A 14,351-nucleotide genomic window follows, 5' to 3' on the forward strand; every position below is an offset into this window, starting at 1 on the left:
CAGCCCAGACAACCGTTGACACGCTATGAGCACAGTCGAGAACGACCGCTTCCCGCCACCCGACCACGACGCCGTCGACATCGTCCTCACCGGCCCCGTCGACTAGGTCGCCTACGTCCGCGCATGGATTCAGGCTCGCGCCACCGACGGAAGCAGCATGCTGCTCTACCTGCCCGAGGACGGCCTGGTCCGCTGTCGCATGCGGATCACCGCCCCGCAGGAGCTTCCCGGCCCCTGAGGTTTCGGTGATGCGTGCAAGGTAAGGCGTTAGGCCGACGCGCCGTAGGGACACCGGAGGGCCACTCCCAAAGCCCCTTCACGCGCGCCGGCCATCGCTCGTTGGCGGCGGTAGGACGACATCCGACTCGCGCTGTCCCGCGTGCTCCTACCGGGCATGTTGCGCATCCTGGGCTGCGACCCGCCCTCTGACTCCGTCGCGCACACCGGGCGGGGTCGCGCTCCGACCCAACTCCGCCCCCAGAATGGCCTTCCCTGGTCCGGGAGCGGTCCAACAGAGGAGGCTACGCCGTCCACATCGTCGGGCCGCCCCCACGCCATTCGACAACCTCGCCCTGTACAAGTCAGCTATCCGCAGCGGGAGCCCAGCGCGGCGCACGAGCGCGACCAGGTCTCGCGGAGCGTATGTGAGGCCAAGGATCTTCCCGTCGTAACGCACACGGCGTCCCCCGCTACCCGTCGGCGGGTACACGATCACACGGCAGTTCATGCGGCAAGCGTGACCCCAGCCACGAGCAGTCGCATGCTGGTAGCGCAGCCCCGTCTACGCGGGAGACGTCACAGGGAGGGGCCGCCCCTCACTCGGCTGCGGCGACTAGCTTGCGGCCCCCTGCAGGCCGCGGAGGCTAGATGCAGCGCCGAGGGTTTGTCCACCTCACCCAAGATGTCCTCCGGCCGAGGGCCAGGACCCTGCCGTGCGAGAGGCGGGGCCTGGCCTACATCTTCAGCGCTCGGCAACGAGCCTTTGCGGGCATTCTGGAAAAGCGAGCCTGCCCGACGTGCCTCTACACGCCCGCAAGGCCGCCCGGGAAGAAGGGGCCCCCACCGCCGCGGCTGCGCGGTGAGGGCCTCGCATTTTCTCGGGAGCGGGCGCACCATTTAAGTGCGGCATCGTCGCCGTCCTTCCCTGACTAGAGGCGCGGCCGCCCGCAAGTGTCCGCCCCGATGGTCGTGTGAACCATCCACGAGGCCCGGGCCCCAGCCGGGCGGGCTCAGCACTCGATAGGGCCTCCAGCCTCGGGACCGCCCACCCACCTCCTACGAGCCCAGCCGACTTCATGGATCTTCGCGCTGCCCTCGGAAACCCCTACTTCGAGGGTCGGTGCAGGGGGTACCACCCGCTGGAACAAGGCCCACGCATCGCCTGCACCCTCATCTGCTATCGCAGGCTCACCAAATGAGACGACCTCTTAGGTCACTGGTCGCCCGGCCGCCATTCCGTGCTGAACCAGTCGATCGACTCCGCCATCGCTGCCAATTCGGGATACCGTTCGCGCTGATTCCGCTGGTGACGCTGACAAGTCGCAGCCGTGTCATGGGCCCGTTCGTCAACCGCCGCCTGCGACTGCGGCCGGGGGCACTGATCGCAGGACCGATCAGCAGGCTGAACGTGCTCCCGCATATTCAGCTTGATCTCGGCAGAGGGAGACCCGACGAGTAGGCGTTTCGTTTGGGGCAGCTCGTTGCGGTCAGGTGCTCCGTTGGGAGGCTCGAGAAGTGCACCAATGCTACGTGAGCGGGTGGAGAGCCATGGGCGACGCGAAAACCGAACGTCAACAAGCAGACGACCTTCCGGGTGGCAATGTCGTACGCATCCTATTGCAGCAGCACGCTCACATCCGGGACCTGTTCTCGAACGTGAAGAAAACGCGGGGCGATGAGAGGCAGCAGTGGTTCGACAAGCTCCGTGCCGCACTCGCCGGCCACGAGACCGCCGAGGAGATGATCCTGCGGCCGGTTGCCAAACGCGCCGCCGGCGAGGCAGAGGTCGAGGCGCGCAACCTCGAGGAAAAATTCGCCAGCGAGACACTGGCTGAACTCGAGACGATGGATGTCGACAGCGACGAGTTCGACAAGAAGTTCGCCTACTTCGAACGAGCCGTCATCACGCATGCCGAACGAGAGGAACAGCAGGAGTTCCCCGCCGTGCTCGCCGGTTGTGACCGAGATCAATTGAGGACCATGGGCTACCACCTGCAGTCGGTCCTTTCCATAGCGCCCACACACCCGCATCCCAAGGTCGCCGGATCAACGGCAGCGCAATGGGTGATGGGCCCGTTCGCTTCACTTTTGGACCGGGTCAAGGACGCGGTCGAAGCCTCCCGCAGCCGTCACTGAGGGCATGGTCTGAGGTCCTGGCCGGAGGAGCGTGCCGGCTCGCCGTGGTGGGGTCGGCGGCCCGGGCTCCGACGCGCTGCTCTGCCTCACTTGGTGAGAAGGTGGTGGGAAGGCAGTGAGTGATTTCCCCGGCTCCTTACCCCGGACGCCTATGATCGGCGCGCCGCGTCCCTGCTTCGGCACCCCCACCGGTTGGAGCCCGTGGCTGCGCTGCACAGGGCTTCGCTTGTGGACCATCTGAGTTCCGACTGGCGCGCCGCGGCCTGATGTGGATGGGGCGGGCATAGCGGTCAACGCCAGGGATCCCTGTCACCCAGGGTAATGAATCGAATGCAAGAATCCAGGAGTGTGCGGCTAGCCTGGTTCAGCTCGCGATTCGGATCGTGGGCTACCTGGCCAGCCCTCTGGGGCCTATCCGCGGGGATGCTGCCGAGGTGAACCGCCTGGGCCTCTCCTTGCCTCGGAATTAGGCCCAGGCGGTCCTGTCGTCAGGTGTCGCCGTTCATCGCGTTCCGGATGGCGTCGCGGGTGCGGTCCATCAGTGGAGGCCAGCGTCTTGTGCCGGGCGCCGTCGATCAGGACGCTGTCCGGCCGGGACTTACGGACACTGCTGGCCTGCGGCGATGCCCGGCCCGCCGGCCCGTGGACGCAGGAGCCGGGCCCGGTCACCGGCGCGGCGGTGGAGGTCGACCGCACCGTCAACCCGGTCGGTTACGTCGGCCTCGGCGGCGACAAGGTCAACATCGGCTGGGCGTTCGCAGGACAACGGGTCACCCTCCGGCTCGACGGCACCGTCATGCAGGTCCTGGACGAGCACCGGACTTTGCAGGCCGCACTGCCCTGCCAGCGACGGCTTGCGGCCGACTGCGCGGAGCCCGGCCCGCAGGCCCACCACCGACCGTCCCACGGCCGGCACCGCAGACCGCCGAGCGGATCGTCTCCAGCAATGGCGGCTTCGTCGTCGCAGGCCAACGCGTCCAAGTCGGCCGCACCTGGGCCCGCCAGGTCGTCACCGGCCACCTCGACGACACCGTCATCCAGGTCTTCCACGGCAACAAACGAAGATCGTCTATGGCGTCGTTCACTGAGGTGTCCGTCAGTGCCCGCGAATCTCGGGGTCGGGCGATTGCCAGGGGTCGTCCAGAACGCGCAAGTCGATCTCGTGATCACGCTTGCGGATCATCGTCGTTCCCGGAGCCATGAGCGGGGATAGAACCACGCGGTGCCTGATGTGCAGAGACAGGCTGCCTGGTTGGGGTGCCCGTGCGGAAGTTCCATATCCACGTGTCCGAACGAGATCGCGGGACGCCGGCGCGTGATCCGGTGTCCACCACCGGATCACAGCCCCTACTGCACGCCGCCGGCGGTCAGTCCGGCGATGATGCGCCGCTGGAAGACGAGTACGGCCGTGACAAGGGGACCGTGACCAGGACACCGGCCGCTGCCTTCATGCACCGACCGCACCGCGATCAGACGATCGGGATCCCTGTCCACCCGGCAAGCCCGTTGATCGGTAAGCGGATGACTTCTCAGGAGCTGGGTGGGACCATCAGGCCGGATTCGTAGGTACGCACCACGAGCTGGGCACGATCGCGGCAGTGGAGCTTGGTCATGGGCCGGTTGAGATGGGTCTTCGCGGTCATGGGACTGATCACCATGCGGTCGGCGATCCCAACTGCGGCTCATCCGCGAGGACACCTTGATCTGCGAGGTGTCCGACGCCTGCAACACCGCCCCCCACCTGCGCCGTGCCCGGATTTTCGACGAGGCGGGCGGGGGCTGTTCATCGTGGCGCAGCTCGCCGAGCGCTGGGGTACCCGGCAACGGCACGACGGCAAGACCATCTGGGCCGAAATTGCACTCCCGGACGGGCTCCACCGGACCCACGGTTGCGTCTAGAGTGCTGTGACCGCATTGGACCAGGTGAACACAGCCGTGGTGGCTGTGCCCACCATTCCCACTCCCGCCCCCAGCACGGCGGCTGCCCCTAATCCATGAAGCGGGCTTACCCCAGTGTCCTTTGTCTTGCACGCATCGACCCCGTGAAGGTGCGTGCTGACAACACGATGCGCCCGGACGGACACCGGGGCGTGTTCCTTGTTCCTTGTGCCGAGGCGCCGGTGCGGTACTTGAAAGCCGATCGCGTCGATCACCTGCCGCTGATGCGGCCATCGCCCGCCCGCTTCGGCGCCCGGTCGGGAGGCAACGGCTCGATCCGCACCCACTGCGCGTCAGTCAGCGACACATCCGGACCAATGACCGGCTGATCCAATCGAAACTGCCTAGTCGTTTCTGTCGAACTTCATGGGTCGGCCGCCGTGGGAGCCGCGCTTGTGGCGGTTGGCGATCAGGTCAGCCGGCGACCGCACCGAGCGTCGCGCCGGTGACGGCAAGGGCGGCGATCCTTCGAGTACGGCAGGACGTGCGGGCCGACGGGCCGTATACGAGCGGTGACGGGTTCACGGCGGTTCATGCCCCGCAGTCAACGAAGTGCGGTGTTGCAGGTACGTATGCGGGGCCTGAGGCCCGCGCCCTGGGGTGCGGGTACGACTGCGGTTTTCGATATGCCCACGATATGCGGCGGCTCGTAGCCTCGAACCATGCGGGTGCTGATCGTCGAGGACGAGCCGTATATGGCGGAGGCCATCCGTGATGGGCTGCGCCTCGAAGCGATCGCGGCGGATATCGCGGGCGACGGCGACACCGCCATGGGGCTGCTGAGCGTCAACGCGTACGACATCGCCGTCCTGGACCGGGACATCCCCGGACCCAGCGGGGACGAGGTCGCCAAGAGCATCGTGGCCTCCGGCAGTGGGATGCCGATCCTGATGCTCACCGCCGCCGATCGGCTCGACGACAAGGCCAGCGGGTTCGGACTCGGCGCCGACGACTATCTGACGAAGCCGTTCGACCTGCAGGAGCTCGTGCTCAGGCTCAGGGCGCTCGACCGGCGGCGGGCGCACCACAGGCCGCCGGTACGGGAGATCGCGGGCCTTCGGCTTGATCCGTTCCGTCGCGAGGTCTACCGCGACGGCCTGCATGTCGCGCTGACCAGGAAACAGTTCGCGGTGCTCGAAGTCCTCGCCGCCGCCGAGGGTGGGATCGTCAGCGCCGAGGAGCTGTTGGAACGGGCGTGGGATGAGCACGCCGACCCGTTCACCAATGCCGTACGCATCACGGTCTCGGCGCTGCGCAAGCGGCTCGGCGAGCCCTGGTTGATCACCACGGTGCCCGGTGCCGGGTACCGCATCGACAGCCAGCCAGGAGGAGGCGACTGTGGATAGGCAGCCCGGGTTCAGCGTCCGGATCAAGCTCACACTCAGCTATGCGGGCTTCCTCATGGTGGCGGGCACTCTGCTGCTCGCGGCGGTCTGGATGTTCCTCCTGGCGTACGTCCCCGATCGTGCGATGCTCACGAACCAGGACCCCGACTCCCTCAACGGTGTCTTCCCGATCCGATCCCGGCTCCTGCACGAATTCGCTCCCAAGGCGGCATCGGTCATGGCGTTCCTGCTGATCTTCGGCCTCGTCGGAGGCTGGCTGCTCGCCGGCCGGATGCTCGCCCCCCTGACCCGCATCACGGACGCCACCCGCCTGGCCACGAAGGGCTCGCTGTCCCACCGGATCAGGCTGCCGGGACGCAAGGACGAGTTCCGTGAACTTGCCGACGCCTTCGACACGATGCTCGGCCAGCTCGAGGCGCACCTCGACGAGCAGCGGAGATTCGCGGCCAACGCCTCCCACGAACTGCGTACGCCGCTGGCCATCTCCCAGGCGCTCCTCGACGTGGCACGCAACGATCCGACGCAGGATCTCAGCGAGCTACTCGACCGGCTGCACACCGTCAACGCCCGGGCCATCGACCTCACAGAGGCGCTCCTCGTGCTCAGCCGGGCCGAACAGCGGTCCTTCACTCGCAAGCCGGTCGATCTGTCGTTGCTCGTGGACGAGGCCGCCGAGACACTGCTCCCGCTCGCCGAGAAGCGCGGTGTCGCCCTGGAGACCTCCGGTGACATCGCCACGGGCTTCGGCTCGCCGGCGCTGCTGCTGCAGCTGACGACGAACCTCGTGCACAACGCGATCGTCCACAACCTGCCCGAGAAGGGCTCCGTGGAGGTCGCGACCAGCGTGGGCCCCGAGAGCGTGCTGCTCACGGTCGAGAACACCGGCGAGAAGCTCTCCCCGCAGGTGGTCGCGACGCTCACCGAACCGTTCCAGCGCGCCACCGAGCGCACGCACAGCGATCACTCGGGGGTCGGCCTCGGGCTCGCCATCGTCAAGCGGATCACCGAGGTGCACGACGGCACCCTCACCATCACCCCGCGCCAGGACGGCGGGCTCCGCATCGCCGTCGAACTGCCCGCAGCATCGGCACATTTCAGCGACAGGACGTCTGATCAGTGAGTCAAGCAGTGCGAGAAGTCACCGACGCACCCCAGCAGCGCGGCGCGGGCCATGAGGACAACGGTCTGCATCCGCGGATCCGCAGGGCTGTCCGCACCCTCGCCGGTCCGGGCCCATGGAAGCGCGGCATCCTGCTCGCGACGCTTGCGGTGTTCCTCGGCCTGCTCATGGCGCTGCACTCCAAGATCACGGACTTCGGTGGCCTCGGCTCACTGGTGGAGACCTTCCTGCCATGGTGCGGCGTGTTCGTCCCGGTGCTGCTCGCCGCCGCGCTGTGGCGACGGTCGGCCACGGCCGTGGTGGCGCTGCTCCTTCCGGTCGTGGTGTGGGTGAGCCTCTTCGGCGGGGTGCTCACCGACAAGTCCCAGGCGGGCGCCGACCTCACCGTGGTCAGTCACAACGTCGGCGCCGAGAACCCCGACCCGGCCGGGACCGCACGCGCCCTCGCCGCCTCCGGTGCGGGACTGCTGGCGCTCGAGGAAGTGACCGACCAGGCCCGCGACACGTACGAGAAGGAGCTCGCGAAGACGTATCCGCACCACGCGGTCGAGGGCACGGTCGGACTGTGGAGCAAGCTGCCGCTGTCGGACATCCGGGCGGTCGACGTGCTGCGCGGCAATGTCGGACCGCTGGCGCGACAGCGACGGCCCGAGGACGTGCCCGTCGACCCGCCCCGTGCGTTGCGCGCCACGGTGGCCACGGACCAAGGGCCGCTCGCGGTGTACGTGGTGCACCTTGGGTCGGTGCGTGTGATGCCCAGGGGCGGCTTCTGGACGGACTCACGGGACGACGGCGTGGCGAAGCTCACCAAGGCCGTCGCCGCTGAGCGCAGCGAGCGGATGGTGGTGCTCGGCGACATGAACGGCACCTCGGACGACCGCACGTTCGCCGGCCTCACCTCGCAGCTGCGCTCGGCCCAGGAGGAGGCCGGAGATGGCTTCGGCTTCAGCTGGCCGGCGTCGTTCCCGATGGCGCGGATTGACCAGATCCTGGTCAGGGGTGTGGAGCCGAAGAGCTCCTGGGTGCTTCCGGAGACCGGCAGCGATCATCTTCCGGTGGCGGCCGGGATCAGCTGGTGAACTCACCCGCGGGCGCCGCCTGGCTACCACCTGCATTGTTCGTGGCCGTCGGGGGGAAGCTGCTGCTGTTCCCCGTCTGTGGCGTCACGCCTCGGGGGGAGGCCCTCGCCCCGGTCGGCTGACCTGTGGGCCGGCGGCTGCCCGGAGCGTCGGTCAGTGTGCGGGCCGGATGTACTGGCCCAACCTGCGGTATGTCGTGACCGGGGCCCATGGAGCGGCAACCCTGCGCACACTGTGTATATGGGTGTTGTGACCGTCAGTGCGGAGCGTGAGGATCTGCTGGCAGCGGCCGTCGTCAAGGCCGTCCAGGGGACGAAGGCGTACGCGGGGAGCGTCTTCCTCCGTTCTGGGGATCGCCGCTCGCTCGTGCTCGCCGCGACCTGCGGGGTGCCTCCGTCCCTGCTGGGCGGCTGGCGTCTGATCCCGGTGAACAGCCCCATCCCGGTTGCCGCGGCCTACCGCTGCGGGCGCACGATCCACCTGGCTGATGCCGACGAGACGGCGCGTAGGTATCCCCAGCTCGCGGTGGCCTTGCCGCACGCCTTCGGCTCCTGCTCGGTGCCGGTCAGGGCAGGCGGGGAGACCTTCGGGGCATTGGCGGTCGTCTGGGCCGCGCTGCCTGGCTGTGAAGGGCTGCCCAAGACGCAGCGTCGCCATCTGCGGACCGTCGCCAACCGGCTCGGTGCTGCCCTGGGCGCCCTCCACTGCCGTACCGGCGATCCCGTCGACTGCGGCCCACAGACGGTTCCTGCCCAGATCCCGGCTCCCTGCGCACCGGCTGTGCGCGTGGGGTTGTTCGACTGGGATCTCCTGACCGGCGCCTTTACCGGGGACGACGAGCTCTGTGCCATCGTCGGTGTGGACCCCTGCACCTTCGACGGACGGGCGGACACCTTCGCTGGCCGACTCCATCCCGGCGACCTTGCCGCCTTCCGCGCCGCGGCCCGCGCGGCCGCCAGCGAGGGTAGGATCACGGCACGGCGTCTGCGCGTACGAGAGGCCCAGAGCGGCGCGCACAGCGGCGAGAGGTATCGCACGGTCGAGCTATGGGGCCGCATGCCGGAAACCGGCGACGAGCAGGCGGGCACCCACCTGGTTGGCGCGGTTCTCGACGCACAGATCGGCGGTGCGGCTGTCGCTGCGGTCGAGCGGCTGCGGGACGGGCTGTTTTCCCTTGGCCCGGACGGCCGGGTCACCTACGCGAACACCAGCCTGGAGCGGCTGCTGGGCGTACGGCGCGAGGCGCTGCTCGGGCGGTGCCTGTGGGACGTGCTGCCGTGGCTGTCCGATCCCGATGTCGAGTACCGGCACCGGTCCGTGGTGATCTCGCAGATGCCAGCCTCTTTCATAGCCTGCCGGCCCCCGGACCAGTGGCTGTCCTTCTCCCTCCACCCGGATGCCGGCGGCGTGACCGGCACAGCCGCGCCGGTGGCACGGCCCGCCTCAGCCGAGCCGGCGCCCGCCACGCCGACCACCAAGGGACCCGGCGGCGGCGCACCGGCGCGTCTGGGCGTGATGTACCACGTCCTGCAGCTCGGGAGCGCGCTGACCGAAGCGGTCACCGCGCGTGAGGTGTGCGACGTCGTCGCCGACCAGCTCCTGCCGGCCTTCGGGGGCCAGCAGCTGGCGATCTACGTGGTCAGTGAGGGGACCATGCACCTGCTCTTCCACACCGGCCACCACGAGGACTTCCTGGACTGGCTGGAAGGCACGCCGCTGCACGCCCACCTACCCGCCACGGAGGTCCTCACCTCCGGCGTTCCTCTGTTCATCGGTTCGCAGCAGGACCTGTCGAGGGACTACCCGGGCATCCCCGTGGGAGAGGTGAGTTCCTGGGGATATCTGCCGCTGATCGCCTCCAACCACCCCGTCGGCACCTGCGTGCTGGGCTTCGACGAGACCCACCCGTTCACCACCAAGGACCGCAGCGTCCTGACCGCGCTCGCCGGCCTGATCGCCCAGGCCCTGGAACGGGCACGGCTGTACGACGCGGAGTTCGCCCTGGCCCGCGGCCTGCAGCAGGCGCTACTGCCGCACCGACTACCGGAACTCCCCGACCTGCACACCACCGTCCGCTACCTGCCCGGCACCAGCGGCATGGACATCGGCGGCGACTGGTACGACGTCATCCCTACCAGCGACGGAGTATCCCTGGTGATCGGGGACGTCGAAGGACACAGCATCGCCGCGGCGGGCACCATGGCCCAACTGCGCAGCGCTGTCCGGGCCTTCACAACGGTAGGTCACACACCCGGCGACATCTTGGCGGGCACCAACCGCACACTCATCGACCTCGACCCGGGGCAGCTCGCCAGCTGCTGCTACATCCGCCTCGAGCACGGCCACCGCCTGCAGGCCGCCCGCGCCGGCCACCCCCCGCCCCTGCTGCGCCGCCCCGACGGAACGACCGACGTGCTGGACCTGGAGGGCGGTCCCCTCCTCGGGGTGGACCACACCCCCGCCTACCCGCAAACGGTCATCGACTTCCCACCGGGCTCCATCCTCGCCCTCTACACCGACGGCCTGGTCGAGGAACGCGGCACTGATATCGATGTGGGGATCGACCGGCTGCGGACATGCCTGGCCCACGCCCCTGCGACCTCCCTGGACGAACTTGCCGACCGGCTGCTCCATCACGCCACGCGTTCCCCCTATCGCGCCGACGACATCGCCCTACTCCTCACCGAATACAGCCCCAAGCTTGCTTGACAGTCGAATCAAGGTCATCTGTGTTGGTGAGGCCACCGCGAGTAGCTTGCGATGGCGACGTCTGGGCGATACCAGTGGCGCTGGCCATCGATGTCACGCCATGCTGCTTTCCACATTGTGCTTGTACCGGCGGTGGAGTCGCCGGCATCTGGCGAGTCATGCCATGGCCGGTTCGATCATGACGTGAGTGTGGCGAAGACGCCTGGGATCAACGCCGCGTTGGGGTGACTCAAAGGTACGGTCAGTACCGGCTTGTCGACGCCCTTCTGGTAGATGCAGATCATGCCGTTCCTCAGCTGCGGAGCGTTGATCGACTCCCAGGGCAGGGAGAGCCGCGGCTTGGCACAAGCGATGCCGTCCTGGCTCACCTTCACGCTGCCGCCGATGGTGATGGTCTGACCACGGCGAACCTGGGCGACCAGTTCGGTGAGCAACCGGGGCTCCAGGTACTGCCTGGCCAGGTTCATCAGGAACGTCCACTCCTCGGGCTGGTCGGCTCGGCGGCCCGCCCTGGAGAAGTGCACGGCGACCTTCGGCCCGCCGTGGTACGGGTAACGCCCCACCTGGAAGTCCCACTTGTTCTCGTAGAACGTGGGGAACATGAAGCGTTTTTCGGCGATCTGGGTCGCCGAATAGCTGATCCACTCCACCTGGTCGAGCGCGATCGATTTCTTGCCGTAGGTGATGACCTGGGGGTCGGCGTGGAGGCTTGTCCAGCCGATTTTGGTGTCGAGGACCGGCATCTGGCTGGGTTGCACCGCCGCAGCGTGGGGCGTCGGGCCCTGCGGCGGTGTCGGCGCGTTTTGCGGGCCAGGGGCCACCGCGTCGGGTAGTGGGGCCGGCGCCCGTCGCGGTGGTGGCGCGGGCCGGTCTTGCCGCGGGTCGGGCGGCCGGGTGGTCGCACCGGCGGCCTGCGGTGCCGGGCGAGTCGGGGCGCCGGGCGCGTCGGCGCTGCTGACGTATGCGGTCAGCCATGTCGGTGTGTGGGCGCGCGGGTAGGCGGCCAGGTCGTCGCGGTAATTCTCGGGGGCCAGTAGATCGTCGTCGGGGATGGGATGGTCGCCGTAGTCGTAGTCCGTGGCGACCTGGGCGTTCGTGCCTGCGCTGTGGCTGACGGTGAGCAGCAGGCGCCACCACGGCCCGGCCGGCATTCGCGCGGCGAGGTGTCGCTGTCGGCGGACCAGCAGGGCTATCTGCTCGGGTACCCGCGCTTCGGTGCTGCGTTTCCCGGTCCAAAATCGCAGTTGGGCGACCTCGCTGGAGACCGTGAAGGAGAAGACCGCCGCAAGGCGGTCCCACCCTGGTGGGCCGAGCTGGGCCAACTGCTGTGCTATCGGCCCGATCAGCCCGGATGCCCTGGACGCGACGGCCTCCTCGGCGGGGGCGTCTATGGTGAAGGAGCTGATGCCCGCGGAGCCTTCCGAGGCGGAGTCCAGCCGCAGGGCTTCGTCCCTGAGGTCGGTCATGAACCGTTCCTCGGCGGGCCTGCGGCGAACGTAGGCCTCTTCGGCGGTGAACATGTCCTCCGCCTGCTGTGGGGGGATCGAGCTCGATATCTCCTTGACCCGTCCGACGTCGCTCACCAGGAACACCGAGCGGCCCACCGGCATGTTCAGGAAGGCCATTGGGTCGCTCTCGTCGACGTCGACCGGCGCGTACACGCTCCAGCCCGCTTCGAAGCGATCCGCTGCCAGTCCCTGAGTGGGGTAGTCCAGGTGGCGTGCCCGGATCCGCTCAACGGCCAGCGAGATCGCCTGCGCTGCGGGCATCCGCCCGCCCTCGGGTGCCGAGACGTGGTCGAGAGGGTGCCCGGCATGGCCGCTGGGGTGTGTGCCGGCCGAGGTCCGGCCCCGGTAATGCTGCGTGAGGTCGAACCACAGGCACACCTCCTCGGCGGTCTCGGCATCGACGTCGGCCGTGATCACCGACCAAGAGCCGCCGGCGTCCCGCCCGTAGAGCGTGACCGCATCGCCGTCGCCCCGGCCCGCTATCACGTAGTCCGTTTCATGAAGATCGCCGAGCTCGGCGGCCTCGGCGAGCGTCGCCGCCGAGCTGCTGACCCGCTCGCCGTACGGTTCGCCGTTCACGTCGATGGCGGTCGACACGTAACCCTCCTCGAGGGGAGGGGCGTAGGCGAAGGGGTCGCCGACGTTAGGGTCGCGGTCCCAGGCCGGCTCCGGCCGGCACAGGGCATCGTGCTGGCGGCGTATCTCCACGACGACGGCGGCGGGGGCATCGGCGACGAGGACCGACCAGGTGCCGGTGGCGTCTTTCCCATAGAGGGTGATGTCGTCCTGGCCATGGCGAACCGACACGTAGTTCGTCTGATAATCGTCGCCGAATTCGGCGGCTTCACCGAGAGCGGGCGCCTTGGAGACGGTACGTTCCGCGAGCCGCTCGCCACCGGCGTCGGTGGCAGCCATCACGTGGCCGGTCATCAGTCCTGCTCCTGTCGCTACCGAGGATGGGGGGTGCAGGTCACCCGCCACACTAGTGGCTGACGATGTCACCTTGCCGTAGTGGGGGAGCGCCAGTTGCGTCGGCGTAAATCCGTTCCCCACGGGACGAGTTGGCCGTAACGCCGTACCAGGGCGCAGCCGGCGAATGTAGGCGCCTGGTCACCGCGAGAGACTGAAAATGTGGGAATTGGGTGTACGTCGCGTTCCACGACACGGGCATCTCTGCGGGGCTGGACCTATCGGCCAAGCACGCACCGCGTCCCCGTATGGCGTTCAGTCACCCGTTCTTCCATGCCGCCGCGTCCCGGCTCGCGGGACGGACACCTGACTAGACTTGTAGCAGCAAGCGCTTTCGAGGTGATGCGCCTGCGCTGCGGGCGCCTTGGCGACTGGGCGGCATCATCGAGGCCGGCCCACCGGGGACGCGCTTCTCCGGCGTGGGGGTGTGGTTGCTGGTGGGTGGTCAAGTCGGTGCTAGGTGGTGACACGTTCCCCCTCTGGCGCGGCAGCCGCTGGGGAAGAGAAGGAAGAGGCTGGTGCGCGGGTGTGACTGCCTCTAGGGGTCAGCTCGTTCACTCGGGGCGGGTTCTGCGATGGCCTGGTCCTCGTCCGTGGGCGGAGGTGGCCGGGCCCGGAATATGTCGTCCTCGAGCACGTCGAGGACGAGCATGAGCACCATCATCAGGACCGGGATCAGCAGGGCTCTCGCGACCACGGTTGCCTCCCGGGGAGAAGCGAACTGTGCGGCCAGAACGCCACAAAGCACCCATGCGGTGACAGTGGCCACCGCGCCAGTCTTACAGGAAATGCTGGTCTCAGTCGATGCCCGGCTCGTGCCCGATGCCGAACCGTTTGGCCGCCGTTTTTCCGGCGAGAACACCCAGCGTTCCAAGAGCGGTGGGCCGCCTCAGCGGGATCCGCCGTTTCCACGGCGAGCCCGATCTCACCATCAGGCCCAGGGCGAGGCCCAGGAGCACGGTCCACAGCCAGTCCATGACCAGCCAGAACACCGAAAGCCAGTGAACAACCGCCATAGCTGTCTCCTTGCGTCGACAACCTGACCGGCCCAGTGTTACGCCGAACGGGAGTACGACGCATACCCAAGCGGCCCGCAACGGCGGCAGCCGGGGCCGTCCCGCTGCGTGGAATCAACGCAGCGCCACCGGTCGCACCGATAGGCCATTCAGGTGGCCGTGTCACAGCCGGATCGCACCGACAGCCCAGCCGGGTGCACCATCAAGCTGATCCCCACGGCAATTCATGCTGCTCAACGGCGTGCCCGATCGCCTCGCAGGGCACGGGGCGGTTTCAGTGAGCTGACGGGCCGGTGCCGCCACAGCTGTCA

General features: G+C 68.3%; 8 protein-coding genes and 3 pseudogenes. 7 read left to right on the forward strand and 4 right to left on the reverse strand.

Translation table 11 applies throughout. The features are described 5' to 3' along the window. Positions 1–1,767: 1,767 nt before the first annotated feature. Together AC1VWI_RS42965 and AC1VWI_RS42970 are read left to right on the forward strand one after the other, a co-directional pair. Entirely contained in the window at positions 1,768–2,355 is a 588-nt protein-coding gene (locus AC1VWI_RS42965) for a hemerythrin domain-containing protein (protein ID WP_499516473.1), read from the forward strand. 583 nt (positions 2,356–2,938) lie between these two features. After that, a pseudogene (locus AC1VWI_RS42970) lies at positions 2,939–3,468 on the forward strand (IS481 family transposase); the annotation flags it as partial. Positions 3,469–3,884: 416 nt separating this feature from the next. Here AC1VWI_RS42970 and AC1VWI_RS42975 read toward each other — a convergent pair. Next, positions 3,885–4,025: pseudogene (locus AC1VWI_RS42975) on the reverse strand (LuxR C-terminal-related transcriptional regulator); the annotation flags it as partial. Positions 4,026–4,027: 2 nt separating this feature from the next. Here AC1VWI_RS42975 and AC1VWI_RS42980 point away from each other — a divergent pair. From AC1VWI_RS42980 to AC1VWI_RS43000, 5 genes and pseudogenes are all read left to right on the forward strand, one after another. Beyond that, positions 4,028–4,254: pseudogene (locus AC1VWI_RS42980) on the forward strand (ATP-binding protein); the annotation flags it as partial. A 701-nt stretch (positions 4,255–4,955) separates the two neighbouring features. After that, positions 4,956–5,639 (forward strand): response regulator transcription factor, encoded by a 684-nt coding sequence (locus AC1VWI_RS42985; RefSeq protein WP_499516474.1) that lies wholly within the window; start codon positions 4,956–4,958, stop codon positions 5,637–5,639. After that, positions 5,632–6,759 (forward strand): sensor histidine kinase, encoded by a 1,128-nt coding sequence (locus tag AC1VWI_RS42990; RefSeq protein WP_499516475.1) that lies wholly within the window; start codon positions 5,632–5,634, stop codon positions 6,757–6,759. Before AC1VWI_RS42985 ends, AC1VWI_RS42990 begins: the two co-directional genes overlap by 8 nt. Positions 6,760–6,767: 8 nt before the next feature. Beyond that, on the forward strand, positions 6,768–7,838 hold the full coding sequence (locus AC1VWI_RS42995) for an endonuclease/exonuclease/phosphatase family protein (RefSeq protein WP_499516476.1): 1,071 nt from the start codon (positions 6,768–6,770) through the stop codon (positions 7,836–7,838). Positions 7,839–8,078: 240 nt separating this feature from the next. After that, positions 8,079–10,547 (forward strand): SpoIIE family protein phosphatase, encoded by a 2,469-nt coding sequence (locus tag AC1VWI_RS43000; RefSeq protein ID WP_499516477.1) that lies wholly within the window; start codon positions 8,079–8,081, stop codon positions 10,545–10,547. A gap of 176 nt (positions 10,548–10,723) precedes the next feature. Here the strand turns inward: AC1VWI_RS43000 and AC1VWI_RS43005 are convergent, their stop codons facing one another. The 3 genes from AC1VWI_RS43005 to AC1VWI_RS43015 all read right to left on the reverse strand — a co-directional run bounded on the left by AC1VWI_RS43005 (position 10,724) and on the right by AC1VWI_RS43015 (position 14,040). Continuing rightward, entirely contained in the window at positions 10,724–12,985 is a 2,262-nt protein-coding gene (locus AC1VWI_RS43005; protein WP_499516478.1) for a hypothetical protein, read from the reverse strand. Positions 12,986–13,562: 577 nt separating this feature from the next. After that, a complete protein-coding gene (locus AC1VWI_RS43010; RefSeq protein ID WP_499516479.1) occupies positions 13,563–13,721 on the reverse strand; it encodes a hypothetical protein in 159 nt (52 codons plus the stop codon). Between the two features lie 100 nt (positions 13,722–13,821). After that, a complete protein-coding gene (locus AC1VWI_RS43015; RefSeq protein ID WP_499516480.1) occupies positions 13,822–14,040 on the reverse strand; it encodes a hypothetical protein in 219 nt (72 codons plus the stop codon). Between the last annotated feature and the right edge of the window lie 311 nt (positions 14,041–14,351).

It is taken from the genome of Streptomyces sp. TOM-9, from assembly GCF_056858595.1.